This window comes from Fibrisoma limi BUZ 3 (assembly GCF_000296815.2).
GTDB lineage: Bacteria > Bacteroidota > Bacteroidia > Cytophagales > Spirosomataceae > Fibrisoma > Fibrisoma limi.
Map to the genome: position 1 here is coordinate 147,196 of NZ_CAIT01000007.1, position 25,792 is coordinate 172,987.

Sequence of the window (25,792 nt, forward strand, 5' to 3'; positions counted from 1 at the left end):
CTTACTGCCTTAGGCAGCTATATGTTGCTCCAGCATGGGCGCAATAATCGTATTCATACGCTCACGTACAAAACTCTCCTGCAGGTACGAAGGCAACTTACTCACCAGTTGGCGATAGCCATCCAGTCCCAGCGCCCTGGCAATGTATACCTCATGGACTGAGTTGACATGCGAAACGATATTGACCAGACTCTGATGGAAGAGCTTTACGTCAATCTCCGAATCGACAAACCGCTCGATCTCGCGATTGGTCGACGAAATGCGCAGGCGGCTCAGCATATCGAAGTACGTGGTATAGCCAATCTGGCGGGCCAGTTGCTTATACTGCTCAACGCTGAACTTCTGCAAAATCTCGCCCGTCCGGGGGCTACGTAGTGCTGTTTTGGGATTATTCTGAATAACGTTGCGCAGAGCCTTCACACGCTGGTCGCGGGTGGTTTTCAAGAACTGGGCCAGTTCGAGCTGGGCCGAATTCTCCCGCGACGGCAACGTCAGATCCGACCGACCGGTTGTCAGCTTAAATTTGGCCATCGGCAACCGTTGGATGCGGTAGTTGTTGATCGGCCCAAGGGCGTAGTAGCCAATGGAAGCCGGGTAATATCCCCGAACGACCATGTTGCCAATCCGCTTACGAATCAGCTCTTCATTGCTGACGTTAATACCCTGCACGGCCAGAAACGCCCGGGCGCTGAACAACGCACTGTAATACGCCTGCGGGAAGGTCCAGTGCAGCGAACTCTGCAAATACTGTTCGTCGTTCACAACGGGGGTGATCCGCAGGGCATACTCGGCGCTCCAGCTATTGAGTAATAACTTCTCCAGTGCCTTCCGCTGCTCGTCGGTTACGCGCCCCCCAAACTGCTGAAAAATGGGAAACTTCGCCACGTCGAACAGATCGTTCTGATACTGGATATGATAATCCATCGCAAAAAAATGGTTCAGAAACACCTGTGCCGGAATGGACTGGGCCGCTACCCGCTTGGGCCAGTTTTCGTCCATCAGCGAATTGCCCGATGAAGCCGGCGCGAGAGGTGCCTTAGGGTCTACGGAATGCATCGCCACGTTGGTTGTTTGTCTCATATTATACTAACAAAAGGTGCGTTCCGAACGTTCGTTTTCAGGCATTATTTTCATTATATAACTGTATTGAAAATCAGTTAGTTACACAGCACTTTCAATTCTCTTTCAACGTTTAGTTTTTCATTGTTTTTATCAGGGCACTGAGTCTATTTTTGGCAGGATGCCGTACTTTTGAGTATTGATTCAGCGTTGCAGATAAATGATAGAATACACTCAAAAAGTAGGCGTTTTGATTCGGTGCTTACTGTGTTTTACACTGGTTTTGCCGGTCGACGTTCGCGGGCAAACCCGGCCAGTCTCGACGAGTGCCTCCGATGTAGCCTCCCTCGAAGGCAACGTTGTTGACGCCGACACCCGACAGCCGATACCAGGGGCTACCGTTACGGCCCGCACGGAATCCGGCAACGTGAGTGGTGAACAGATTGTACCCGCCGATGGCGCGTTTCATTTCTCACTGGACCCAAAACAAACCTACGTGCTCGTCACGAAAGCCAGCGGCTACCAACCCACTGAAGAGCGCCTGGCATTTACGTCCAGTTATACCAACCGGCTCTATGGCAAGCTGATTCGCCTGAAGCGAGCCGATGCTTCGACACCGGCTTCGCAACCAACCGCTTCGCGTCAGGAAAACGCGCCCCGTCCAACAGCCCCGACCCAACCGGCCGGCATACCTCCTGCGACTAACGCATCGGCCGTAGCGGTCCGCAATACGCCCCCACCGCTGGTGGCAAAAACCGGCGAAACTACCCAACTCCGCGCTATCCAGTTTGTCCAGAGCAAGCCGGATCTGCTACCGGAAGCACAGCCAGCTCTGGACCAGTTACTGGCCTTCATGCAGACCAATCCGTCCGTCGAAATCGAATTATCCGGACATACCGATAATCAGGGGGATTTTGACAAGAACATGGCACTGTCGAAGGAGCGCGTGGACGTAGTGAAGAAATTTCTGGTGAAAAACGGCATCAAAGCCCGTCGTATTTCGACAAAAGGCTATGGCCCAACGCGTCCCATTGCCAGCAACAGCAGCGAGGAGACCCGGCGGCTGAATCGTCGGGTCGAAATGACGGTGCTGAAACAGTAGCTTTCTGCAAAAAACGGTAACAATGCCAACACGATCGGGTTGTAAGGAAAAAACCAACGGAACAGGTTTTAACAACTCAACGTGTTTGCCACCATGAAGAATCATACGAAACGACTGCCGGTTTCTGATCAGAAAACAATCCATCAACGTAACGAAAGCGAAGAACCGGTCGGAGACGTACTGGACGAAAACACAACGCTCGATGTGATCATCAGCCCAACCGGCTTTGTTACAGAACTGTCGGATACAGTTGATGCGATGGACGGAGCCGCCGTGGAAGTCATCGACATTGTCAACGAAGCCGACGGCACCGACATTGAGGTGACGATTATTGAAGAACCCACCGACCGGCCGGGCATCGACAGTGTAGATCGCTTCGTTGAAATTAAGGGCATTGGCCCCAAAGTAGCCGAATTGCTGGTTCAGGCGGGCATCCGACGCTTTTCTGAACTGGCCGAAACCCCGATCGAACGAATCCGGGAGATCCTGTCGGCGGCCGGCTCCCGCTACCGGATTTTCGACGCTACTACGTGGCCTGCCCAGGCCAAACGGTTGGCCCAGCGCAACGTCGATGGCGTCAGTAAGCCCGCCAACTGAGCTTACGCTTATTTCCGCCCCAGCCATAACCCGCCGATTACCAGCACCGTACCGACGACGGTGTAGATCGTGATGGGTTCGCCCAGCAGCAGGTACGAATACACAAAGCCGAATATTGGGCACAGAAACAGCCAGAGCGACGCCCGAACGGGGTCTTTCCGAATCAGGAAAAACCACAACTGCAACGCCAGCACCGATACCGGCAGGATCAGCCAGAAGACGGATAGCCAGAAACGCTGGTCGTAGTGCGACGCGTCGAAGTCGGCGGTCAGCAACGTGAGTGGCAGGAGCAGTACCCCACCGAGCAGGACCTGCCAACCATTGATCACCAGACTCGGTAGCTGCCACTGAACGCGGGCGTAGTAGACCGTCGCGGCCGAAACGGAGATCATGCCGACCAGCAGAATGAGCAGCCCTTCGACGGTAGCGTGGGCATCTTCCAGCAGTGGATACGTGGCAACACTGACGCCCAGCAAGCCAAGCGCCAGGCCCGCGGCTTCGAACCAGCGCAGGGGTCGCCGGAGCCAGATGGCCGACAGTAGTGTAATAAACAGCGGATTCGTGGCCGTTGAGAGGCTTCCGATCCCCGCCGATACTTGTTTAAGTGCCAGCACAAACGCACCGAGGTAGATGGTGGTGTTGAGCAGGGCAAAGATGGTCAGATGCCGCCACTCCGGCCCTTTTGGCCATGCATTCTGAGTGCGCTGAACGCCGTAGGCCCACGCGAGCATCCCGGCCCCGGCAATGAAGAAACGGACGTTGGCCAGAATCAGCGGGTGCACCGACTGCACACCAAACTTGGTAGCAGCCGACGCCGATGCCCACAACATGGCGAAAAGAAGGCCTGGGAGAAGTTGTCGCACAGGCTTGTTTATAGTTTGCGAATACGAATCTTAATGGGTGTCACCACCGTAAACGCAACCTGTAATTCTGCTTCATTCTCCTGCAATGTCTTCAAAATCAACCGCGCTTTATCCATGGTGGGCATTCTATCCAACCGATACAACAATACACCTTTATGAGCGAAACCCTGATGAAAATGTAGTTCACCAAAATCTTTATCGCCGGTCAGCAGCAGGTCATACGCCTTTACGGCCCGGTCTAACACAGTTGTGTCGTCGATACCACTGCTTTGCTCAGCAACATAATCAACCGAATAGCCATTGTCTCGCAGGAACAATACACCCCGTCTTTCAACATTTTCGTCGGCCAGAATAAGCATCAGGCGGCCAGATCGAAAATGATATCATTCCGTACCGCATCAGCGGCATAGTGAAGACAGGCGAAAATAGCGTCCCTCGTAATATGCGGGTAATCGATCAGGATTTCGTCTACTGTTTCTCCGTAAGCCAGCTTATCTACAATCAGCTCAACGGTTATTCGGGTTCCTTTGATAGTCGGCTTACCGACCATAATCTTAGGATTGGCCGTGATGTAGTCACGCCAGTTGATGGTATTCATGCCCGTACTGTTTTTAGCAAATATACCTCAAAACCCAATCCGGCCTTTGCGGCTTACCCATCACCGAACAGGTTGTTCTATATTCCTTCCCCGGTTAGGTTTTGGGCAATAAAATCACCGAATAGTTGGACTCGTTCGTACCCCTTACCAATTAATCCTTCGTAAAGGGGTTTATCACGAGTAAGCAATATTGTACCTAATTCTTCATTCAAAGCTAGGTAAGCAACATCTTTTGGATCAATATCAGCTAACAAGTTCTGTGCCTGTCGATAAGACGCTTCGGAAATAACATAGTCAGGTACAACGATGATTTTAGAAAACAGAAAGAGAGTGAATTCCTTCAATTCGTCTCTTTGAACATTTGTTTTGCGCAAGATTACCTCGCGGTAATTGTTCAATTCAGCCAATATAAAATCTGGCGCATAGTACAGGTTCTGATTAAAAACCGCCCGATAAATAGCTTTTCGACTCAAGACACCGCTGAACAGAATATTCGCATCGATAACATACTGCTTCATGCGTTCGGCTCGCGTTTTTTCCGGTATTCATCAAACGCCTTCTGACGAGCCTCTTCAAACTCTTTATCCCAATTCACTCCTTCTGCCTGCTGCAACGCTGCCTGAACGCCCTCCTCCAATAATCGAAAGCGCTGATACGCTAATTCATCATCAATCATACGCTTGATGGCTTCAACGCCAAAACGCTGTACCAAGTCATCCTGTATTTGTACCTGAATCGTAGCCATAATAAGTCAATTTACTGATTATACCTCAAAACCCAATCCGGCCTTTGCGGCCCTTGCCGCTCTGGCCGGCTACCCACTGCTTCATTTCCTCAATCTCCTTCTCATAGCCGCCCGACAGAATTGGGAAGCGCATCCACGAGCGCGGATCGAGGTTGTGGTCGTCCAGGTGGAACGAGGGCGCGTACCGTTCGCGCTTCCACTGGTTGCGGCTCCAGAGCCGGAAGAATCGCTCAACCCAGATCATTAATTTCTCACGATCATACACCCCAGCGAACCGAACTTCCAGCCATTTCAGCACCTCAACCGGCGGCTGCTTGTCGCGAATCCCCGCCGACTCGATAGCGTTCAATACGTCGTACGGCATCAGGTCATCCTCGTCGGTTTGCTTCTTGTCCAGTGGACGTAGTTCGGCAGTGGGTTGCAGGTTGTTCACCCGGTGTAGACCCTCGATCTTGATAGCCGTTTCGGGCGAGGGCGTCGACGCGATGTTCAGACCGGTGGTTTCGAGCCAGCGGAGCCAGCCCCGCAGGAAATGCTTGTCGATGCCTGTGATTGGCGAGATACTACCCGCTGTGTCGCCGTCCATGGTCGCATAGCCCACGGCTGCTTCGGAGCGGTTGGACGTACTGAGCAGCAGGGCGTTCTTGATGTTGGCCAGCATCCACACGCCCGGAGCCCGAACGCGGGCCTGGATGTTCTGTAACGCCAGATCGTCGGTTTCCCAGGTCAATGTCCGGCCGATCTGCTGTTCGATCAGGCTCGTATACGTTTCGACCAGGCCGTTGATGTTGATATTGAGGAACGTAGCCCCGATGCTCTCAGCCAGTTCTTTCGCCGACAGGAACGTATCCTCCGATGAGTTTTCGGTCCCCTGATAAATCACCGTCAGCAGTTTGCCGATCATCTCCTCAGACGACTGGCATTCCTGCAACGCCGGGATATAGCTTAGCTTCTTTTTCACCCCGTCTAGTCCCAGGTTTTCAACCGCCATCCGAATCATCAGGAACACCGTAGCGGCAATAGACGACGAATCAGCCCCGCCACTCAGCGACAGCACGTAGCCCTGCGAGCGGCTTTTGCGCAGGTAGTCGAACAGCCCAAGCGCCACAGCCCTGGCAAACTCTTCTTCTTTGAGGTAGCCGGTCCGCTCCCACGATTCCAGTTGATTCTGGTGCATAACAGGAGCGATTTCAGGCCAGTCGAACGTACCGGCCACGCGCAGGTTCGGATAGGCCAGGGCAATGTTAGCCCGGTTCTGCACCTGATTCAGGCGCGTATTGTCCACGTCGATCACAGCCGATACGATCAGATGGTCTTCGTAACTCAGTCGCGGCCCCGACACCAGCAGTTCGCCGTTGCAGGCCACCATCGCATCGCCGTCGTAGATGGCCCGGCCCGCTTCATTGCCCAGCATATTGGTGTACACGTAGCTGACCCCAAACGACCGCGACGCGTCAATCACGAACCGCTCCCGCGTCTGCGACTTCAGGAAGGAGAAATGGCTGGCGCTGGGGTTCATGATGATGTCGACACCCCGTTCATAGAGCGTCCGACCGGGGCGGTTGGCAATCCAGGCGTCTTCGCAGATTTCAAAGCCGATCCGGACCGCCCCCGCGGCCCCACCCGACAGCTCATACACGATGTCCCCGAACGGGTAGGTGAACTCCCCGACCCTGATCTCGTCGCGCACAAAGATCGGCCACGGCTGAAACCAGCGGGCTTCGTAGTGAATGCCGTTGTTGGCCAGATACTGCTTGGCCGTGAAGCCCAGAATCCGCTTGTTGGCCACCAGCGCCACGACGTCGAAGGTGCGGTTGTTGTGGCGCATCGGCAGCCCGAGCGCTACGGTGATGTCGTTGGTATAGTCAACTATATCGAGTAGTGAAGCAATGGACTGATCCATTGTATTTTGCGCAAAGAAGGCATCCTCGCAGCCGTAGCCTGAAATGCAGAGTTCGGGCAGGCACAGCAGGCTAATGTTCTGCTGCTTGGCGTCCTCAATGGCGTTGATGATGTTTTGCTTATTATGGTCCCAGGCCAGGGGCGTCTGGTTCAATACTCCGGCGGCTACTTTGAGAAGTTTCATTCAGATTGGATTCCTTTAAGGGATAACAAATATGAATGAAAAAAGGGTTTAGTTAAATAAGTGAAGGCAGATGACCAGGATCTGTCAGCAAGGCTCTACCTGTAATTTTTCTTCTAACACGCCCATCACCTCCTGCTTATCAAAAGTCCCCATAATCGACCTGCACGCACGTTAGCCCCAGCGTCCGGCGCCACATGTCGACCACCTGCTGGCGGTCATCGACCACAAACTCAACATAGTATCGCCCCGCTACGTGCTGTTCGAACAGTTCCAGCTTGATGATTGAATCCTTCCGGTTATCCTGCTTTGGGCGCATGAAAAGTTGATAATCGGTGGGTGCCCAACCAAAATGCTGACAGAGCCAGTCCGTCGTTTCGCGCCGACAGACAGCGTCGCGACCCGAAAAGAACACGATCGCATAACCCGCCACGCGCATGGCCTGCACCAGCCGAATGATCGGCCACTTGGGCGTATCCAGCCCCACTTTATGCCAGTCGTAGGGCGATCGGTCTCCTTTCTCAGCTACGGTACCGTCAATATCCACCAGAATACATCGGGGCAACGATTCATCCTGCACCCTACGATGAATGGCGTCGCGGGTAAGCGTAACCGGCCGAAACTTAAAATTTTTCTTCAAGACAGCCAGTTGCTCGGCCTGCTTCCGGATGGCAGCCTCCCCGACTGAATCGGGCCGTTCAGCATCGCGCCGGATGCACTCGTCCACCGGTACGTCGAGCAACTGATAACGAATCTCTACCGCATCGAAATGCGCCGACAGCAGCCGGTTGAATTCGTTCAGGTAGCTCAGCTTCAGATTCGTGTTGTCGATCAGTACGTGCCAGTTCCGGTTCAGGGCTTCGAGAATCGCCGTTTTCTGCAACTCATTCACAAGCTGCTCAATGCGGTTCTTCTCGCGGTCCGGCCAGTTTTTCCAGTACTCGCCGAGGGGTACCGGCAGCAGGCTACGCCGAAGATCGTCGCGGTTGACCCGCACGTAATTTGGATTTTCGGCGCAGAATTGCCGGGCAAAGGTTGACTTACCACTACCGCTCAGACCAGTCAGTATGAGGACTTTTTTCATAATTTAATTAAACGTATGGCTCTTCGGCACCCGGAAAATTACAGCCTGCACTTGAGTTTACTGATAAACTCCATAAAAAAGCCCGCTTCTGCATAGAAGCGGGCAACGATTGCAAATTGTTTACTTATTGCTTCGCCAAACCAGTTTTTATCAGGCATCGGGCTGCAACCCATACGGGGTCTCTTCGGCCCGCAACCGACGTTGAAAATACAGAAAGGAGGCTATGACAAGTACGGTATATACCAACGCCAGGATGTACGCGCCGTACACGAAAAACTCCCGAAAGCTGATGGTTGCCTGACCGAAATTTTTATACAGCAGTACGGCCACACTGCCCAGATACCCATACCAATCAGCCAGGGTAACGATAAACCCGACAGTACTGACGTAGCGAAAGGCAGCCACCAGCCGTTCGAAATACAGTCCGTTGCAGGGCACGTAGCCCATGTACAAACCCAGACCTGTCAGCAGAAACCAGATACCGGGCGACAGCACCCCCGACATGTAGAGCCACGTACTGATGCCGACCAGACCGGCCCCGGCCAGCATGATGGCGTTCAGCAGGGCAAAGGCCCGAAAATTGTCGGTGACGCGTTGCAGCAGGGCCATGACGATCAGGATACCGAACGCAACGAGCGTTTCGGTCTGTGCAAAAACACCGGGATTATCAACGCCTGCATCGCGCATGATCTCGGGGCCAAAGTTGTCGCGAAAGTCGCGGAAGGCCGTCAGGAGCACGTACGACGCGATCAGCAGCACCAGACCCGGGCCGAAGTTCCGCACAAAGGCCTGCCGCTCGGCCTGGTTCATGGGTTTACGTTCGGTTCGCAGCGCCCGGTCTTCGTCGGTGGGCGGGGGGAGCAACGTGAGGGCATAAACAGAAACCAGCATTGGCAGCACAAACAGCGACCCCGTCACGAACGGTAGCCAGAACTCGGATACACCCCATTCGGCCCTGAGGGTTAGGGCCACGGTTTTGACGAAGCCCGACGCAAAAATAAACGAAGCCGTCAGTCCGGCCACGAGCGCATCGGTTTGTCGACGTCCTTCCAGGAAGCCCAGCATAATGCCGTAAACCATGCCCAGCGGCAGGCCATTCAGGAACAGAAAGATAATGTTGTATGGAGCCGGGATAGTAGCGAAACCCAGCAGAGCCAGTAAAGCCACCCCAACCAGCATAAGTATGTTCCCGGCCCGGCGACCCGGCGACATTTCCGATACGAACTTGATACCCAGGCCTTTTGAAGCCGCATAGCCCAGCACCTGCGCCGTCACGAGCCATATTTTGTAATTGATGCCGGCGAAGGCCATTCCCTCAAACGTAACAGCCGTGATGCCTTTGCGGAAGGCGTACATGCACGCATACGTACAGAAGGCCGAGGTCGCTCCGAAGAGCATGAAGGCAGTGGAGTTACGAAGAAAGGCAGGTGAACGCATAGGGCAGAGGGTCGTGTGCTGATGTCAGGGAGACAATATAACACAATCAATCATGTTAAATCGCTACATTCAATCCATATAGCACGCTGATGCTTATGATTAGAAATGATTTTTTCGGTCGTTGGCGAAGACTTTGCGTTTGTGCTGTAGTTGCTGGCCAAAGTTGAGCAATAACCCTACTTTTATATTGGTGGCTTTAAGGTAGTTGGTAAGCTGTGCTTTATGCTCTGGAGCTAATCCGGCAGCCGCCTTAAGCTCAACAATAACGCAATCATTAACGATTAGATCGGCATAATACAGGCCTACCTTTTCGCCATCGTAATACACATCAATTGATTGTTGAGCCGTACAGAAAAGCCCCGTTTTATCTAGTTCGAGCCGCATTGCGTTCTCGTAAACCTTCTCTAAAAAACCAAAGCCCAGCGTATTGTAAACTCGATAAAAGGCTTTTATAACCAATTGTGTGATTTCAGAGTGCTGATAATTAGCGTTCATGATTGTTACGGTTATATGATAAAATCATAAAGTAACCATAACAATCATAATAATCAGCGTTCCAATCTTTTTTAAAACCGGTAGTTCACCGCCAGCCAGGCACTCCGCCCAACGCCATCAACGCCCGAGCCATGGGTCCGGTAGGCTTCGTTGGTCAGGTTTTGCAGTTCGGCGCTGACCGTTACGTTCCGCCACCGATAGCCGCCGTTCAGGTTGATGACCTGCCAGGCCGGGGTCCCGCCTTTGGCAATCCGGTTATCGTCCTGATCGCCTTTTGCCAGTCGGGTTTGCGCCCCGGCGTAGAGGAACTCAGCCCGCGCCCACCAGCCGTCGGCGGGCTGATACGTAATGCCAAAACGACCGTTCAGGGGCGGAATCCGCCGGAATGGCTCAGCGGCCGTTACGTTCTGACCAAACGTATACGTCAGGCTACCATAGGCCAGCCAGTTCCGGATGAACTCATACTCGGCGTCGGCTTCAAACCCGCGGATAAATGATTCGGCGCTGTTCTGCTTCAGATATACCGGATACCCCTGAATGGAATCCCGGCCCGCCCGAACGCGGCTGATAAAGTTCGTCAGGCGGTTGTTATACGCCAGCAAGGCCGCCGAAAACCGGCTCGTCCGTACTTTAACCCCCGCTTCGGTATTTAACGACCGCTCCGGCTCCAGACTGGCGTTAGGCACCTCGTACCGGAAATCGACGATACCCAGCGTACCGAGGTCATCGACGTTCGGAGCCCGGAACGCCGACTGCACGGATGCGACGATCCGCACGGCAGGCAGCACGGCAAACGACGCACCGAGATTACCCACCAGCGCCGAGGGCTGGATCGAGGCTTCCCCCAGGGTTTCGTTTGGCGTCGTGATCTGGAACGCGTTGTAGCGCCCACCGGCCGTCAGCGTCAATCGATTGAGCGTGAGCGTATGCAGGGAAAACAAGGCCAGACTACTCATTGTAGCGCGGTCAGGATAAAGTCCCCGCTTTAAGGCAACGGCTCCGGTTTGCGTATTCACGTCCTCGCGACTACTCCGAACCCGGTCGTAATACCACTCGACACCGTTCTGCATCCGCCAGAACGAAGTCGGTTCAGCATTCATCAGGAACGTCAGGCCGGTGGTCGCCGTTTCGTCGCGCTCGTATACGGCCGTAGGGTTAGCATTCCGCTGGCTCTGACGACCTTCGATCTGCCGCTGCCACGAGGCTGTCAGTTGCACCGATTGCAGAAACCGGCGGTTATAAAATCCCTCCAACCGGGCGTAGGTCAACTGCCGCCGTTGCGGATTGAACTGGTAATACGCGTAGTTTTCCAATCGAACCCGATGATATAGGGGCACACTGTCCTGTTCCAGATCCTGGTAGGCAACCGTAGCTACGTACCGATCCAACAACCGGAATTTCGCTTTGACATCGCCGGAAAGCTGGCTGTAGCCGGTTGGTGTCAGGCGACCCAACCCTTCACCTGCCACCAGATCGCCGAATTTCCGGTAGGCCAGGCCACCCAGCACGGCTACGTTGGCCGACTGATACCCGACCTCAACCCGGCCGGTGTATTCCATGCCCTGCGTGGCCGCTTTCAGGAACACATTGCCCGTAAAGCCACCCTGCTCCGAAAACTGCGGGCTTTTGGTCAGGACGTTGACTACGCCCCCGATGGCATCGCTGCCGTAGGCCACGGAGCCCGTACTCCGAACCACTTCGATCTGCCCGACACTCTGCGGATCAATGGTGTTCAGATACTGGTTCGGGCCGGAACGGAACGTCGCGTTGTTCAGCCGGATGCCGTCGACCAGCAACAGGGTTTGCTGACCGGTCAGGCCCCGTACAAATGGCGAACCACCCCCGTGATTTGTCTTCTGCAAAAAAACCCCCGTAACCCCGATTAGCGCTTCGGGCACCGACCGGGGAGCCCGCTGACGCAGGTCGCGGGGCGTTACGACCGAGATAACTTCCGGCCGTACAAACTCAGGGGCTTCGGTTCGCTGGGCGGTTGTGACAAGTTGTTCGTTGAGCTGAATAACGGCTGGCTGTACGTTTATCACTACGTCGCTGGTGGCTCCCTGCGCCCAGTTCACCGACTGCTCAGTGGTCCGGTACCCGACCGAACTGACGCGTAGCTGATACGTTCCGTCGGGCAGGTTCGTGAACACAAAGCGGCCCTGCCGGTCGGTCTGGGTACCCCTGGCCGAGGATAAAAGCTGTACCGTGGCCCCCACCAGCGGACTATTGGTACGGGCATCGCGCACAACGCCGGAGAACAGTTGACCATAGCAGACACTGCATAGCAACCATAGAAAAACGGTAAAAATTTTCGTCATCAGGAATAAAGACTTAGTAGCCAACACGACAAAGTAACGTCATTAAAAACTGTTGTAAAATACCGGTTCGATCAACCTTCTGTTAACTTTACCAGCAGCTTCCCTCCGCTTACTGGAACACCATCAGCGCTGCTGGTTGCTGAGTCTTGTGTTATCCTGAACCCTATTGCTATGAATGTAATCGCTACCATTCTGATTGGCTTCGTTGCCTTCGAACACCTCTATATTCTCTGGTTCGAAATGTTCGCCTGGGAAACGAGGGGTAAACAGATTTTCAAACAGGCGCTGCCGGCCGAACTATTCAAACCGACAAAAGGACTAGCGGCCAACCAGGGGCTTTACAACGGCTTCCTCGCAGCCGGTCTGATCTGGACGTTCTTCATATCTGATCCGGCCTGGAAAGCCTACATCGCCATTTTCTTTCTGAGCTGCGTAACCATTGCGGGTGTTTACGGTGCGCTGACCGCTACCCGACGCATCTTTTACGTGCAGGCGCTGCCGGCCCTCCTGGCCCTTATCGCCGTTCACATTCGCTAGACGCCCCCGTTTCAGTTGTCCGCTTGTTGGCGGTAATGTTCGGCCCGTTGATCGGCGCGGTCGTCCATCTCGGGTCCTTTCTGAATTTTCCGCCAGTCGAAGGTTTTGTTGTACGGCTTCATGGCCGTTTGCGGATCAAACACGCGACCATCGGGCAGCACGACGTCGTAGTGCCGCAGGTCGGGCTTGTCGGTAAAGAAGTCCTGGAGCAGCGACGCCGTCAGGTCGTACTGATTCACATACGGCACATTCAGTACGTTATAGATCACCTTCAAAATTGACCCGAAATTGGCGTGGGTGTGCGACACGTAGCCGCGCCTGACGTAAGGCCCGGCCAGCATCAGCACCGAGCGGTGGGCATCGATGTGATCGACACCACCCTGCGGGTCGTCTTCGGTAATGATCACCAGCATGTTTTTCCAGTATGGCGTCCGGCTCAGGAAGTGCAGAATCCGGCCGGTCGCCAGATCGTTGTCGGCCATGTACGAATGCAGATACGGGTAGCCATCGTCGGCCCGCGGCCCGGCCCCGTGGTCATTCGGCAGCATCACCGTAATGAGCTGCGGCAGGGTCTCCTTTGGTGGCTTGCCTTTGGTCGGCAACCATTTGGCCGTAAATTCCCGCTCAAACTGATCCATCCGAAACTGGTCGGGGATGTTGGTGTTATACCCGGCGAAGTTCCGGGATGTATGCCGGAAGGCAGCCGCGGGCATCGGGAAGGCGACCGGATGAGCCGCGCCGAAAGTAGTGTCGTACTGCTCCTCGTAGTTTCCGGCGTATTCGTTTACCTGACCGAAATTGTAGAACGACACCTTACTTCGTTCGAGGGCCTCCCACAACCCACCGATCTCGTTGTAATCTTCAGGGTCGATCGCCCCAGATGCTTTGGGGAATCGACGGCCAGGGGCTTTCGAGAACGCATCGAACCGCCCCGCCGACGCGGCATTGGCCTCCACCCACTCGTTCGGGATGGTCCCCATCATCCAGTGGTGGCCGTGGATGCTGGCGTCTGAATCGCAGTAAAAGTTATCTGAAAATGCGAACTGCTGCGCAATTCGGCTGTGGTTTGGCATGATGTCAGCCTTCGTAATTGCCACCGTATCAACGGGTCGGTCGGTGGTTCGGCCGCTGTTGCCACGGTCGGTCGCGATTCGATTTCTGATCGTCACACCCAGGCCGAACCGGGCCAGCGTGGAGTCACCCCGGCCGGTTTTGAGCTGACCGAATACCTCGTCGTACGTCCGGTTTTCCTTCGTAATGTACACGATGTGCTTGATGGGCGACTGCCGTACTTTAGGCAGCGGAGGCAATGGATTCCGGCCGTTATCAGCGACGGCAACAGTCTGGTACGTGTTGCCCAGCACCTGCCGGGTATAGGCAGCCAGTTGGGCTGCATCGGGAACGGGTATGTCCTGAAACGTACCTAACTGAATATCGCCAATGTATGTCCCCTGCGAGGGCTTCACGAACGTTCGGCCGCCATTCGGCCCGGCTCCGTAGCCCCTTGCCGACGTTACGTACAATGTTTCCTGGTCGGGTGACAGCGCTACGCGGGTCGGTCCCCAGCCGGTGGGGATCAGGCCACGGACTTTCCGGGTTGGTATGTCCACTACAGCCACGGCGTTGAACGCCAGTAGCGCCACGTACAGCGTTTTTCCCTCACGGCTTAGCGCAAGGCCAAACGGCATCAGACCCCGGTAGCGGTCCAGCTTTGGCGATCCGTCGTTACGGTCCAGTTTTAACGGGATGGTTCCCGCCAGTTTGCGCGTTTTATAATCAATGATCGAAATGTTGTCGTTGGTGGCGTTGGAAACGTAGGCGTATCGGCTACCCACCACTACCGAATTTGGGCTGGACCCTCCCACCACCTCAGCCTCCTCAATCATTCCACCAATCTGTACACCCGTTTTAAGTTTACTGACCACCTTGCCGGTTTTCAGGTCGACCACCCAGACACTCATCGCTTCGTCGGCCAGCGGATCGCCCAGACCGGGAATTTTGCGGCCGTCGATCTCAACGCCCTCCCGCGACTCTTTGGTGTGCGCGCCATAAGCCGGGAATTGCAGCATCATGGTGTCCTTATTGGTCGGCGTTACGCCCGGCACTTTGGGGTATTCATACAACCCCACATTAGCCACAAACGCCAGCGTACGATCGGGACTGACGGCCAGCCCGAAGGGTTGCCGCCCCGTTGGGATTGACGCGGTAATCTGTTTCGTCGACAGGTCAATGCGCACCAGCCGAAAATTAGCCCGGTCCAGTACCAGCAGTTCGTTGCCGTTCAGCAGCAGATCGGACGTAAAGCTGTCGGTGTAGCCGTTACCGTCCAGCGCGATGCTGTCGATGGTCTGCAACCGGTCAATATCGTACACAATCACCCGCCCTTTGTCACCGTTGCTCAGGTACACCGTTTTGTTGTCGGGCGCGAACGCTACGCCCAGGAACGTAGCACCATTGACCGGCGACTTGATCGTACCGGCATAATCGGGAATCCGGGTAGTTGTCGGTGTTCCATCGAGGTTCATCACCGTCAGTACGCCGTCGTGGAGCGTAACCGCCTTTTTCCCATCCGGCGACAGCGCCATTCCGAACGGGTCGTTGGTGATACGTAGCGTTCGACCGACGGGCGTCACGTACCGGCCACTCGGCAGCACCGAGCGCCCGGCCGTATCGATGCTACAGAACGCCGACCGACCCGGCACCTGTAGCGTCTGGTACGTTTTCTGAGCACAGACAACGATTGGTAAAAGCAAAAAGACAAGGGAAAGGTGCTTCATGGTGGTGAGAGGTCAGGGGAGTCGGGGCAAGGAAAATTACGACAGGCGGCTTTCGAGGTGGTTGTAGCACTTCTCCAGGTAATGGATCGGATCGGGTAACACCATTCCCGTTTCTTTCGCCTGCTCATCCCACCCCCGCACCTGTAAGATCTGGCGGAAGTACGGATTCTTTTCAAAGGATTCGGTCTCATCCACCGTCATCGGCCCACCCTGAAACTCAAGTGTTTTTAAACTGGCTTCCGACAGCCGTGCCAGGTATTCGGGCTTTTTTGCGACCAGATACCGCTTGGCATTGACGTGGTGTTCAATCAGTTGGGCTACCTTCTCCGAAAAGCCACGCTGACGCAGGTAGTCGGCTCCTAACCGTTCGTGATCGACGGTACCGTAGCCGTCCATGTACCCGCCAGCCATGTCGGGTGGCAGCAGGTGCCCAATGTCGTGCAGAAATGCCGCAATGATAGTTTCGTCGTCGGCACCGGCGCGTTCAGCCAGACCAGCGCACTGGAGCGCATGTTCCAGTTGCGTAACCGGCTCACCGAAGTAAGCATCGTTGCCGCTGCGTTCGAATAATGTGGAGATGTCGGAAATGGTTTGTTCGATCATGATTTTAAAGAGTGCGGGAGTGACTGAGCGAAAGAGCGAAATATACCCGCCGGAGCGTAGCCACTCTTTCACTCATTCACTCTTTCGCTCATTGATAATGTACATACGTCCGCTCCACGGTTCCGTCGTCGTAGAGATCAATCAGGGCGTATCCGGCTTTGGTTTGCTGGTGGGTGTCGGTTTTCCACCAGTTGCCGCTGACGGCCCCGTTGCAGAGGTACGACACGCCGTTATAATCGACCCGTTCGAGCAGGTGCGTGTGTCCGCTCAGCGCAACTTTCACGTTCGGATACTGGTAGAAAAGCTTGATCAGGTCGCCGAAATCCGTGTGCATCAATCCGGCCATGATGGTTGTCGGGTTGCTTTGTTGGCCGTTGAACGCAAATACCGTTGTGGTCAGAATCGGGATGTGCGACAAGACGAGTACCGGCGTTTTAGCGTTGGTTCTGGCCAGGTCCTGCTTCAGCCAGTCCATCTGCTCCGGGTCGAGGTTGCCCGTGTACCAGCTACCATCCGGCTTTAGCTGCACACTATCGAACACAATGAAATGCCAGCCGTTCCGGTCGAAACTCCGGTAGCGGCCACTGATCCGCATCTGATCTACGGCCCACTTTTTACCGTACTCCGGCTCCGCTTTCGCTTTTTCGTAGCCCCAGACGTCGTGGTTCCCGATGCAATACTCGATGGGCAGCGAGTTGTTGGCTTTCACTACCTGATGCCAGGCATCCCACTGCGTCTTCACCCGGTCGCGTCCCTCTGCCAGCGCATCCATAATCGTGTCGCCCCCGTGCATGATGAACTGCGGCCGGTCGGCCTGGCTCTGGATATGTTGCAGACAAGCCGCAATGCCATTCATCGGCCTGGCTTCTGGGAGTATGTGCGTATCGCCGATGTAGGCCAGCCGGACGCTCCGTTTACGATCCAGACGTGGGGCCAGGGTTTCAGGGGTCGTTGCGAGCGGCAGCAGCGCGGCCGATTTGAGCAGGTCTCTGCGGTTCATAAGGTTTACGGTTTCGGCATACGGCTTTCAGTAAGAAGCTGGTAGTTACCCCGCTCCTTACCGAAAACCATATACGGTCTACCTTCTACTACTACGGATCAGACTACACTAACTGATTACTTATCCCACCACACGGGCGTATTCAAATCGTCGGTACCCTGCCGGGTCACGGCCTCGGTCCGGTTGGTTCCGTTCAGCGACTGTTCGTTCAGCGGATACGGATAGCGAACCGGTACGCGGTTGTTGTTCAGGTTGTCCGGACCCGGCGTTACGGTCGGAATACCCGTCCGGCGCCAGTCGAACCACGCTTCGAGTCCGTTAAAGAACAGCGCGACCCATTTCTGCGTACCGATTTTCTGCAATTTCTCCTGCTGCGTACCCGTATAAGCCACTCCGGCCTGTGTGAAATACTCCGGCGACGGCGTTACGTTGATACCGTATTCGGTCGGCACGATCGCTTTATAGAAATCAAAGTTAGCCCGGATACCGTTCAGATAGTACGTTTCGGCGCTGCCGGTGGTGATTAACCCCTTCTCCCGGGCTTCGGCCAGCAGAAACTGCAGTTCGGCATACGTCATCACCAAGCCACGCATGACATTCGGCACCGGCGCGGGCGTGCTGCACACCAGGCAGGCAAACGACAAACCGACCCGCGATACCCCCTGCGGACCGCCGTTGTAGTTCAGCGCCGGCGTATCACCCAGCCCGTTCGGAATGCCTGTGTACTCAACCCGACCCGCTGACGAGGGACGCTCTACCGGGCGGGCAAATACGGGCAAACGCGGATCGTTCAGGGCCGTCAGCCGGTCAACGAGCGATTTGCTGGCCCGAAACTCGTCGAACGAACCGACGCGTGAGCCGTAGAGCGGCCACTGGTTCGGGGCCGTGGCCTGATAAACCAGCGCGGCATTGTCGGCGTTGCTTTCGAAGATCGGAAATTTTGCCTTATCGCTCAAAATTTCCTGCAACTCCGTATTAACGTTCCGGCGATTGGAAATCCGCATCAGGTACCGCACCCGGAGCGAGTTGGCCAGCTTGCGCCATTTAATGATGGCCCCGGAACCACCCCCGAACAGGATATCACCACTGATCGACTCCGAACCGGTACCCAGTATCTCATTGGCTCGCTTCAGATCGGCGAGAATCCCGTTATAGACGGTCTCCTGCGTATCGTACTTCGGCGCATACACCCCGTCCGACTTGGCTTTGGTCGCATCAGTGTACGGAATGTCGCCGTACGTATCCGTTGCGATGGAAAACAGCCACGATTTCAGCACGAGCGCTACGCCGAGGTAGTTGTTCTGCTGGCTGGCGGTGGCCAGATTGATGATATTCTGCACGTTGCGCATGTTGCCATACACGCTGTTCCAGACGCCGTTACGTTCCCCCCAGAGGTAACGGTCTTCGTTCACGAACTGAATCTTGGCCGTATGCTGCACCACAATGTTGCCGATGCCCCAGGCTTCGTTTACCTGGTCGTTGATCGTATTGCGAAGCACGCCCGCCAGCAGCAGGTCCGGCGAAATGGCGGTCGGTACGTTTGGGTTATTGTTGATCTGCTCAAACTCATTATCGCAGGACGTGACAACCAGCAACGATAGAATGGAGAATATATATGTTATGGATTTCATAATTTGGATGTTAGCAGATCGAACCGCACCGGCGGACCGGCAGATAGTTATGATCCTTAAGATTAATCATGATCGATCATAAAAATCATAATCATCTGCCGGTCCGCCGGTGCGGTTCGATCAATTAATTACAACTTCAATCCCAGATTAAACCCGAAGCTACGGGCCGACGGAATAGCCATGTACTCAATACCGGGCAGGGCCGTCCCACCCGAGTAAGACAGCGTTTCGGGGTCTACGTGCGGCACTTTCGACCAGACGGCCAGGTTGCGGCCGACCAGCGTGAACGTAACGCCCCGTAGCGGAACCCGTCCCCAGATGCGATCAGGAATATTGAACCCCAGTTGCACTTCGCGCAATTTGACGAACGACGCATCGTACATCACCCCTTCGGCGATGTTCCGGCCACCCGTCCACGCGGTATGCCACTGCCGCGAGTTGACTTTAACATCGTTCGGCGCAAACGTAGTCGTGCCATCGGCATTCGTACTGACCACTTTCACCCCCTGACCAATGACACCGTTCCCAGGCAGATTCAGGTCGTAGCCATTGGCGCGCCCTTCGAGGGTTTCGATGATAATACCGCCTTCGCGGCCCACAGTCTGGGTTTCGGAGTAGAGCTTGCCGCCCTGCCGGATATCGAACAGAAAGCTCAGCCGCAGGTTGCGGTAGGTCAGGCTGTTGTTAATACCCAGCAGAAAATCAGGGTTGTAGTTACCCAGTTTGATCCGCTCGGTTGTGGCAATGGGGCGTCCCTGGTTGAACACCATCTGCCCCACATATTGGCCGGTAGCGTCGTAATAGGGCTTGGTTGGGTCGGTGTTCTGCACGCGGGCGAAGCCGATGCCGTACATATCACCCATGCGCTCACCGACGCGGGCTTCAATGCTTACCCGACGGCTGGCCATCACGAAGTTCTGGATGTTGTCGGCCAGCCGAATCACCTTGCTGCGGTTGGCCGAGAAGTTGAAGTCAACACCCCAGCGCAGGCTGTTGGGCAGTTCAACCGGTACGAGGTTCAGCGCTACTTCTACCCCATTGTTCCGAATCAGACCGGCGTTGATCGCCCGGCTGTTGTAGCCACTGGTAATCGAAAGCGGAATGTTCAGAATCTGGTTGCGGGTGTTGGTCTGATAATACGACACGTCGAGCCCTACCCGCCGTTTGAATAGCTTCAGTTCAACCCCGCCCTCGAAGGAATCACTGATTTCGGGCTTGAGGTTGAAGTTGGCCAGCCGGTCGGTTTCGCCGTAAATCTGGCTGCTGCCAAACGGATCGCTGGGATTATACGACTGCGTGAACGTAAACGCATCGGTATCATTCCCTACCGATGCGTAGTTCAGGCGGGCTTTAAGAAATGAAACCGACTGAGGGAGCGTAAAGATGTCGCTCAGCACCGCGCTCAACGCCACCGATGGGTAGAAGTACGAATTGTCCTGGGTACCGAACGTGCGGGCGTATTCCGGGAGCGTGAGTGCACTCGACCAGTCATTGCGGGCCGTTACTTCCAGGAACAGGTAGTTGCGGAACGACACCTGCGCGGAGCCGTAGAGTGAGTTAACCCACTTTTCGACCAGGCTCTGCGACGTTTGCAACGGCACCCGCGAGTTAGTCAGGTTGTAAATTCCCGGAATATTCAACTGCCCGGCGTTGGTTTCCAGGAAGTCGGATTTCTGCCGGAGCTGGTTCCCCCCGAACGTACCCGATACGGTCCAGGTCTCATTAAGTTCTTTGTTGGCTGTGAACAGGAAGTCGGTGTTTCGTTCTTCGGTGATGATACGACTGTCGCGGTACTGCCCAAACGGAAACCGCTGCGTACTGAACGCCCGTTTATATTCCCGCTTTTCGCTGCTGTAGTCGATGGCCGTACGGCCCTGTACGCTCAGCCAGGGGGTCAGGTCATACTTCAGTGACGCATTACCGATAACGCGGTCGTACAACTGCCCGTTGGTGTTTTCGTAAACGGTCAGGTACGGGTTATCGTGGTAATTGTAGTTCCAGCTATACTGCCGAACGCCCTCCAGGCCGCGCATCCAGTAGTCTTTCATTGGCTCAAGCTGCACCGATGGCGGCAACCAGCAGTTGAACAGATACATAATGCTTTCGGTACCGTAGCTGATGGAGGGGCGGTTGCCGCTCTCGCCTTTGATGTAACTCACGAAGGCATTGGCCGAGAACTTTGGCGTAAACTTAAACCCACCGCTGAGCGAGGTTGTGTAGCGCTTCAGGTCAGTGTTGGGGACGATACCGGTCTGGTTCAGGAGGGTGTGAGCAAGTCGAAAATTACCCGCGTCGTTGCTGCCCGTCAGGGCGATGCTGGTTGTATTCGTACGTCCCGTTTGCAGAAATTTCCGGAGGTTGTCGGTTTCGGCAACCCAGGGCGTCGGGGTGATTACACTGCCCGCCGGCGCATTCAGATCGCCCCCCCGGAAGTTGGTAGGCTGGCCGTTGAGCGTTCGGGGCGAGTCGTACTGCGGGTAACTTTTGTTCAGCGAGAACGCTGGCCCCCAGGCTTCGTCGGTACCGTCGGTCAGGCCGGCACCACCGCCGTTAACGAAGGCAAAGTCCCCCCCGTTTCCATTACCCTGGCCGTAAACCGTCTGGTATTCGGGCAGCACGAGCGGGGTTTCAACGGTCTGGTTCGTGTTGATTTCCACCCCGATGCCTTTGTTGCCGCGTCCCGACTTGGTTTTAATGACGATAACGCCGTTAGCTGCCCGAGCGCCGTAGAGGGCCGAAGCGGCTCCGCCTTTCAGTACGTTAATACTCTCAATATCATCGGGATTGATAAAACTGGCGCCGTTACCGAAGTCAACTTCGAGGTTGTTCCGGCCCGACGCCCCCGTAAAGCCATTCGAGATAGGTACGCCGTCGATGACATACAGGGGCTGATTTTTATTAAGGTCCACCGAGCGTTCGCCCCGAATCGTGACCCGCGACGACCCGCCAATGCCTGATGGGCTCCCTACCACCGTCACCCCTGCGATCTTACCGGCTAACTGATTGGTTACGTTCGTTTCGCGGGCGATGGTCAGGGCCTCTCCCTGTATTTCCTGCGTAGCGTAGCCAAGCGCTTTTTTCTCACGCTGGATACCCAGCGCCGTTACAACAACTTCGCCCAGGGTCTGGGCATCGCCCCGGAGCGTCACGTCGATGGTCGAACGGTTCCCGACGGCTATTTCCTGCGTTTCGTAGCCGATGAACGAGAACGTCAGCGTAGCGGTTGAGGGCGCATTAATCGAGAACCGGCCATCGGCACCGGTGGTAGTCCCCGTAGTGGTTCCTTTAACGACAATGGATACGCCCGGCAGCGGCTGGTTATCGTCGGCGGATGCAACGCGCCCGGTTATCGTTTGCGCCACGGCCGACAGGCCCGACAGCAGGCAAAACAGAAACGCCACCAGTTGCCTGCGGAATACAGGAGCGGATGGCGTCGAGTGACGTAAAAAGATGGTCATAAGTCGTAGTACAGTTTGAATGGAATTAGGTGCAAGCACAAAAGTACTTAGCTACCATTACGCCAATACTGATTGTGAATCAACGATTTATGAACTCAGTATTAAAGAATTTCACAACTACTTAACACACCTGATACGTTTAATTAAAACCTGATTAATAGCTGGTTTCAGTTTACCCCAAATCCCTGAAACGGTTGGTTGTTGCCGGGTTACCGGCGTACTTAACGATTCAAAGCGCGACTTCGGCGAGAAGTTCAGCCCAGCGACGTATTGAAGTTAGTGATGTTCAGCCTGGTGTTCGGCACCAGCCCCCGCTGGTAGTTATGCGATAGCGAGAAACGCAGATCGTATTTTTCCGTTGAGGACGATACGGCTACGTTATTGGTCGACAGGATACCCGTTTGCAGAAACCAGCGCAGGTTATCCTTACCGCGTAGAGTCCAGGGCTGGTATTTACCTCCACCGAGAAGCCGCGCTTATCTTTCGATCCCCGCTTGGTCGTGATCAGGATGGCAACGTTCTTACCCCGGAAACCGTACAGGGCTGAGGCTGAGGCCCCAATGGTCAGACCGGCCACCTTACCGACCAGATTGTTGATCGGGTTCGGCTCGCGGGCTTTCACCAGCGACGCACCGTCGACCGACTGAATAGCCACCCCGGTGTTACGCACGTCTTTCTTAATACCGAGCGCTGTAATGACAAACTCATTCAACACTTTAGGGCTACTAACCAACGTCACATCGATGGTGTTGCGGTTACCTACCGTAATCTCCTGTGAGTCGTACCCAATAAATGAAAACGTCCGTCAGTGTAGCGGTTGACGAGGGGACGTTAATCGAATACGTACCATCGGAGCGGGTAGCGGTTCCGGTGGTTGAGCCTTTAACGACGATGGAAACACCCGGCAGGGGTTGCTGATCATCGCCGGAAACGACCCGACCGCTGATCGTTTGCGCCAGGGCTGGTAGCCCCGACAACAGGAAAACAAAAACACCATCGGCAGTCGGCACGGGGCGTAACTGGATGGTATTGAGGAAAATAAATAAAGCTTAATACATTTATGGATTAACCCGGTGCTGATTTCCAAAAATGTACTTAGGCAGTATTACGCGTATATTGACTGCCAATGGTTTATAAATAACCTACCCGATTAGTTTACATAAAAATAACACTACCTGTACCGCTTATCTCTAAACGCTGACCCCCAGCCACTGTCGGATGCTGGCTTCGGCAAAGCCGGCACCCGAGGTCATGCCTTTGCCACCGATGCCGGTAATGATACGAATGTGCTCATCGACATCGTACTCAAAAATCTCTTTGTCCGTCTGGCTGTAAAAACCAGCCCATTCTTTCCGGATCGGCTCGACCGGGAAGCGGACAATCCGGCGGGCTTCGTCCAGAATCAACTGGTTGATATGCGCCTGGGTATGATAGCCGAGGTTTTCGGCCTGTGTTGCGGGGGCGTATTCGTGTGAATCACCGATGATGAACGAGCCATCTATCGCCTGCTTAAACAGGACGTGGATACCCCACTGTTTCAGCTCGGCCAGGTGTTCAGGCGTGGTCAGCCCGGCGTAGGAAGGACATTCCCGAAACGATTCATACCGCCGGATGGTCAGGCCGGTCAGGATGTTTCCGCGCAGGTCAACATCAGGCATCGGCTTGGTCATCAGCATCTGTAATTTACTGACGACCAGATCCGCTTCGGCCAATACGTCGGGAAACAACAGCCGGACTTCATGCCCGCTGCAGATCAGCAGCCGGTCGGCCTGAAACCGCTGCCGGTGCGTCTGACGTGGCCCGGCCAGGGTGACGATCGCCCCGTTGTAGTTCGACTGGCAGTCGATCACCGCCGAGCCGGACTGGTACGCTACGTTGTATTTCTGCCGGATGTAGGCAATCAGCCGGTGTACCATCTGTTCCGGTTCCACACTAACCTCATCCGGGAAGTACAGCCCACCCAGCACGTAGTCGGGTTGAAGGGCCGGGTATTTCGCCAGGCACTGGGCTTTTGTCAGTAGTTCGCAGGGATAGCCAACACCTACGTAGCGGTCGTGCAGTTCGTTGATGAGCGTGAGTTCATCAGTGTCGGAGGCTATGTACACCGAGCCATTCGGCCGAACAGTCAAGTCCGTTTCATGCTGGATGGCTTTGTAGATTTCCAGGCTCCGTCGGCCGTAGTCGAACCACCGTCCGGCCAGCCCGGATGGCACCACCTGACCAAAGTTACGCACCGTAGCGCCTACAGGATAGCTGTCTTTTTCGAGCAGCAACACCCGCTGACCGGCCCGGGCGGCATGGTAGGCATGAAACGTACCGAGGGCTCCGGCACCGACAACAATCAGGTCGTAAAAAGCCATTGTTAGGAAGGTTAGCGTTCGATGGATGGTTCAGCCGGATCGCCGGGCAGTTAAAGGCTTCAGATTCAATATTCCAACCAGGCGGTTCTGGATCAGGAACTTGATACCTTACACAATAAACGTTGACCGGAATCAGACGACTGCCGTCTCGCGGGTGGCCAGAAGCTCGGGCAGCTCACGCAGGGACGACAGCAGAAAATCATGTGGATAGGAATCGAGCTGGTCGCGGGTGTGCGTACCGTTGGTTACCCCCAGGTTGAGCGCGACCCCGGCTGCCCGGCCCGACAGCAGGTCGGAGGGCGTATCGCCGATGTTGACAACCGACTTCACATGTTTTACTTTCAGGAGCTGCATGGCCCGCTCGATCATGTTCGGATAGGGTCGGCCGCGTTCTACTTCATCGCTGGCAATCGACACCTGAATCAGGCTATCCGGCCCGCCCAGCCGCTGTTCGTTGAGGCCGTCGAGCCAGCCGAGTTTACCCAGAATAATGTCCGTTACGACGCGGTAGAAGCCCGTGGTCAGGGCAATTTTGATTCCCCGCTGCCGGAGGTACTCAAACACCTCCAGGCACCCTTCCGTAGGCGTAGCGCCCTGGGTGAGGTAATGGGTTTCCAGGATTGTTCGGAAGGCGTCGTAGGAGACATCAACCTGATGCGGTACGTCGGGGTGGTTTTCGCCCAGTCGCTCCTTCCAGAGCGTCTCGAAGACATACCGTTTCGATAGACCCTGCATCGCCAGAATACGTTCATCGCTTACGTACAAGCCGGTTTCGGCGGCTGCTTCGGCAAAACACCGCTCGACCTCATGATGGTCTGTCACGGTCGTCCCGGCCATGTCAAAGACCACTAATTCAATTGGTTGCATACGATATGGAAGGAGAAAAGGGACGGTAAACAACGCAAAAAATCGAATACGGTCCGTCACTCTATCATTAACAAATTAAGAAAATCAGAAACGTATACCATGACATGCGTTAACACAACCGCATTGTGGGTGGGTTATGTTTTCGTGATTTCCGAAGGATAACGGCTCAGCAGGCGAA

At 55.1% G+C, this 25,792-nt stretch carries 23 protein-coding genes; 3 read left to right on the plus strand and 20 right to left on the minus strand.

Translation table 11 applies throughout. From position 1 onward, the window contains the following. Positions 1 to 9: 9 nt before the first annotated feature. On the minus strand, positions 10 to 1,080 hold the full coding sequence (locus BN8_RS16920) for a hypothetical protein (RefSeq protein WP_009283136.1): 1,071 nt from the start codon (positions 1,078 to 1,080) through the stop codon (positions 10 to 12). Between the two features lie 199 nt (positions 1,081 to 1,279). Here BN8_RS16920 and BN8_RS16925 point away from each other — a divergent pair, with 199 nt between their 5' ends. Continuing rightward, entirely contained in the window at positions 1,280 to 2,161 is an 882-nt protein-coding gene (locus tag BN8_RS16925) for an OmpA family protein (protein ID WP_009283137.1), read from the plus strand. Positions 2,162 to 2,254: 93 nt separating this feature from the next. Further along, on the plus strand, positions 2,255 to 2,758 hold the full coding sequence (locus BN8_RS16930; protein WP_009283138.1) for a helix-hairpin-helix domain-containing protein: 504 nt from the start codon (positions 2,255 to 2,257) through the stop codon (positions 2,756 to 2,758). An 8-nt stretch (positions 2,759 to 2,766) separates the two neighbouring features. On the opposite strand, the gene BN8_RS16935 is transcribed toward BN8_RS16930, so the two are convergent. From BN8_RS16935 to BN8_RS16980, 10 genes are all read right to left on the minus strand, one after another. Continuing rightward, positions 2,767 to 3,621 (minus strand): DMT family transporter, encoded by an 855-nt coding sequence (locus tag BN8_RS16935; protein ID WP_040006189.1) that lies wholly within the window; start codon positions 3,619 to 3,621, stop codon positions 2,767 to 2,769. An 8-nt stretch (positions 3,622 to 3,629) separates the two neighbouring features. After that, on the minus strand, positions 3,630 to 3,980 hold the full coding sequence (locus tag BN8_RS16940; protein WP_009283140.1) for a DUF5615 family PIN-like protein: 351 nt from the start codon (positions 3,978 to 3,980) through the stop codon (positions 3,630 to 3,632). Next, a complete protein-coding gene (locus BN8_RS16945) occupies positions 3,980 to 4,219 on the minus strand; it encodes a DUF433 domain-containing protein (protein ID WP_009283141.1) in 240 nt (79 codons plus the stop codon). The genes BN8_RS16940 and BN8_RS16945 overlap by 1 nt, the downstream gene beginning before the upstream one ends. Positions 4,220 to 4,296: 77 nt before the next feature. After that, positions 4,297 to 4,737, minus strand: a complete 441-nt coding sequence (locus BN8_RS16950; RefSeq protein ID WP_009283142.1) for a PIN domain-containing protein — start codon at positions 4,735 to 4,737, stop codon at positions 4,297 to 4,299. Continuing rightward, entirely contained in the window at positions 4,734 to 4,964 is a 231-nt protein-coding gene (locus tag BN8_RS16955) for a hypothetical protein (RefSeq protein ID WP_009283143.1), read from the minus strand. Before BN8_RS16955 ends, BN8_RS16950 begins: the two co-directional genes overlap by 4 nt. Before the next feature lie 25 nt (positions 4,965 to 4,989). Further along, positions 4,990 to 7,050 (minus strand): NAD(+) synthase, encoded by a 2,061-nt coding sequence (gene nadE, locus BN8_RS16960; RefSeq protein ID WP_009283144.1) that lies wholly within the window; start codon positions 7,048 to 7,050, stop codon positions 4,990 to 4,992. A 139-nt stretch (positions 7,051 to 7,189) separates the two neighbouring features. Then, positions 7,190 to 8,131 carry a phosphatase domain-containing protein gene (locus BN8_RS16965; RefSeq protein ID WP_009283145.1) on the minus strand — a complete coding sequence of 314 codons (942 nt, stop codon included), beginning with the start codon at positions 8,129 to 8,131 and terminating at the stop codon, positions 7,190 to 7,192. A gap of 150 nt (positions 8,132 to 8,281) precedes the next feature. Continuing rightward, positions 8,282 to 9,568 carry a DUF5690 family protein gene (locus BN8_RS16970; RefSeq protein WP_009283147.1) on the minus strand — a complete coding sequence of 429 codons (1,287 nt, stop codon included), beginning with the start codon at positions 9,566 to 9,568 and terminating at the stop codon, positions 8,282 to 8,284. A gap of 99 nt (positions 9,569 to 9,667) precedes the next feature. Continuing rightward, positions 9,668 to 10,063 carry a GxxExxY protein gene (locus BN8_RS16975; protein ID WP_009283148.1) on the minus strand — a complete coding sequence of 132 codons (396 nt, stop codon included), beginning with the start codon at positions 10,061 to 10,063 and terminating at the stop codon, positions 9,668 to 9,670. A 71-nt stretch (positions 10,064 to 10,134) separates the two neighbouring features. Then, a complete protein-coding gene (locus tag BN8_RS16980; protein ID WP_009283149.1) occupies positions 10,135 to 12,381 on the minus strand; it encodes a TonB-dependent receptor in 2,247 nt (748 codons plus the stop codon). 171 nt (positions 12,382 to 12,552) lie between these two features. Here BN8_RS16980 and BN8_RS16985 point away from each other — a divergent pair, with 171 nt between their 5' ends. Further along, complete coding sequence (locus BN8_RS16985) at positions 12,553 to 12,918, plus strand: DUF1304 domain-containing protein (RefSeq protein ID WP_009283150.1); 366 nt, start codon at positions 12,553 to 12,555, stop codon at positions 12,916 to 12,918. 11 nt (positions 12,919 to 12,929) lie between these two features. On the opposite strand, the gene BN8_RS16990 is transcribed toward BN8_RS16985, so the two are convergent. From BN8_RS16990 to BN8_RS17030, 9 genes are all read right to left on the minus strand, one after another. Further along, positions 12,930 to 15,695 (minus strand): bifunctional YncE family protein/alkaline phosphatase family protein, encoded by a 2,766-nt coding sequence (locus tag BN8_RS16990; RefSeq protein WP_009283151.1) that lies wholly within the window; start codon positions 15,693 to 15,695, stop codon positions 12,930 to 12,932. 36 nt (positions 15,696 to 15,731) lie between these two features. Then, entirely contained in the window at positions 15,732 to 16,298 is a 567-nt protein-coding gene (locus tag BN8_RS16995) for a phosphonate degradation HD-domain oxygenase (protein ID WP_009283152.1), read from the minus strand. An 88-nt stretch (positions 16,299 to 16,386) separates the two neighbouring features. After that, complete coding sequence (locus BN8_RS17000; RefSeq protein WP_009283153.1) at positions 16,387 to 17,298, minus strand: metallophosphoesterase family protein; 912 nt, start codon at positions 17,296 to 17,298, stop codon at positions 16,387 to 16,389. Positions 17,299 to 17,414: 116 nt separating this feature from the next. Further along, the gene (locus tag BN8_RS17005) at positions 17,415 to 18,929 is read right to left on the minus strand and encodes a SusD/RagB family nutrient-binding outer membrane lipoprotein (RefSeq protein WP_009283154.1); all 1,515 of its coding nucleotides are present in this window, start codon (positions 18,927 to 18,929) and stop codon (positions 17,415 to 17,417) included. 128 nt (positions 18,930 to 19,057) lie between these two features. Next, positions 19,058 to 22,387 carry a SusC/RagA family TonB-linked outer membrane protein gene (locus BN8_RS17010; RefSeq protein WP_009283155.1) on the minus strand — a complete coding sequence of 1,110 codons (3,330 nt, stop codon included), beginning with the start codon at positions 22,385 to 22,387 and terminating at the stop codon, positions 19,058 to 19,060. Positions 22,388 to 22,760: 373 nt separating this feature from the next. After that, positions 22,761 to 23,126, minus strand: coding sequence for a TonB-dependent receptor plug (locus BN8_RS33640; RefSeq protein WP_009283156.1), 366 nt, complete (start codon positions 23,124 to 23,126; stop codon positions 22,761 to 22,763). Positions 23,127 to 23,142: 16 nt separating this feature from the next. Beyond that, the gene (locus BN8_RS33645) at positions 23,143 to 23,397 is read right to left on the minus strand and encodes a carboxypeptidase-like regulatory domain-containing protein (RefSeq protein WP_009283157.1); all 255 of its coding nucleotides are present in this window, start codon (positions 23,395 to 23,397) and stop codon (positions 23,143 to 23,145) included. Between the two features lie 180 nt (positions 23,398 to 23,577). Then, a complete protein-coding gene (locus BN8_RS17025) occupies positions 23,578 to 24,747 on the minus strand; it encodes a TIGR03364 family FAD-dependent oxidoreductase (RefSeq protein WP_009283158.1) in 1,170 nt (389 codons plus the stop codon). A gap of 132 nt (positions 24,748 to 24,879) precedes the next feature. Next, positions 24,880 to 25,614 (minus strand): HAD family hydrolase, encoded by a 735-nt coding sequence (locus BN8_RS17030; protein WP_009283159.1) that lies wholly within the window; start codon positions 25,612 to 25,614, stop codon positions 24,880 to 24,882. Positions 25,615 to 25,792: the final 178 nt, after the last annotated feature.

Coding starts and splice junctions, on each gene's coding strand:
- BN8_RS17030 (WP_009283159.1), bottom strand. CDS start 25,614: ATGCAACCAATTGAATTAGTGGTCTTTGACATGGCCGGGACGACCGTG.
- BN8_RS16970 (WP_009283147.1), bottom strand. CDS start 9,568: ATGCGTTCACCTGCCTTTCTTCGTAACTCCACTGCCTTCATGCTCTTC.
- BN8_RS16985 (WP_009283150.1), top strand. CDS start 12,553: ATGAATGTAATCGCTACCATTCTGATTGGCTTCGTTGCCTTCGAACAC.
- BN8_RS16920 (WP_009283136.1), bottom strand. CDS start 1,080: ATGAGACAAACAACCAACGTGGCGATGCATTCCGTAGACCCTAAGGCA.
- BN8_RS17005 (WP_009283154.1), bottom strand. CDS start 18,929: ATGAAATCCATAACATATATATTCTCCATTCTATCGTTGCTGGTTGTC.
- BN8_RS16950 (WP_009283142.1), bottom strand. CDS start 4,737: ATGAAGCAGTATGTTATCGATGCGAATATTCTGTTCAGCGGTGTCTTG.
- nadE (WP_009283144.1), bottom strand. CDS start 7,050: ATGAAACTTCTCAAAGTAGCCGCCGGAGTATTGAACCAGACGCCCCTG.
- BN8_RS16930 (WP_009283138.1), top strand. CDS start 2,255: ATGAAGAATCATACGAAACGACTGCCGGTTTCTGATCAGAAAACAATC.
- BN8_RS16965 (WP_009283145.1), bottom strand. CDS start 8,131: ATGAAAAAAGTCCTCATACTGACTGGTCTGAGCGGTAGTGGTAAGTCA.
- BN8_RS16955 (WP_009283143.1), bottom strand. CDS start 4,964: ATGGCTACGATTCAGGTACAAATACAGGATGACTTGGTACAGCGTTTT.
- BN8_RS16940 (WP_009283140.1), bottom strand. CDS start 3,980: ATGCTTATTCTGGCCGACGAAAATGTTGAAAGACGGGGTGTATTGTTC.
- BN8_RS16975 (WP_009283148.1), bottom strand. CDS start 10,063: ATGAACGCTAATTATCAGCACTCTGAAATCACACAATTGGTTATAAAA.
- BN8_RS16945 (WP_009283141.1), bottom strand. CDS start 4,219: ATGAATACCATCAACTGGCGTGACTACATCACGGCCAATCCTAAGATT.
- BN8_RS16925 (WP_009283137.1), top strand. CDS start 1,280: ATGATAGAATACACTCAAAAAGTAGGCGTTTTGATTCGGTGCTTACTG.
- BN8_RS16995 (WP_009283152.1), bottom strand. CDS start 16,298: ATGATCGAACAAACCATTTCCGACATCTCCACATTATTCGAACGCAGC.
- BN8_RS17025 (WP_009283158.1), bottom strand. CDS start 24,747: ATGGCTTTTTACGACCTGATTGTTGTCGGTGCCGGAGCCCTCGGTACG.
- BN8_RS17000 (WP_009283153.1), bottom strand. CDS start 17,298: ATGAACCGCAGAGACCTGCTCAAATCGGCCGCGCTGCTGCCGCTCGCA.
- BN8_RS16980 (WP_009283149.1), bottom strand. CDS start 12,381: ATGACGAAAATTTTTACCGTTTTTCTATGGTTGCTATGCAGTGTCTGC.
- BN8_RS17010 (WP_009283155.1), bottom strand. CDS start 22,387: ATGACCATCTTTTTACGTCACTCGACGCCATCCGCTCCTGTATTCCGC.
- BN8_RS16990 (WP_009283151.1), bottom strand. CDS start 15,695: ATGAAGCACCTTTCCCTTGTCTTTTTGCTTTTACCAATCGTTGTCTGT.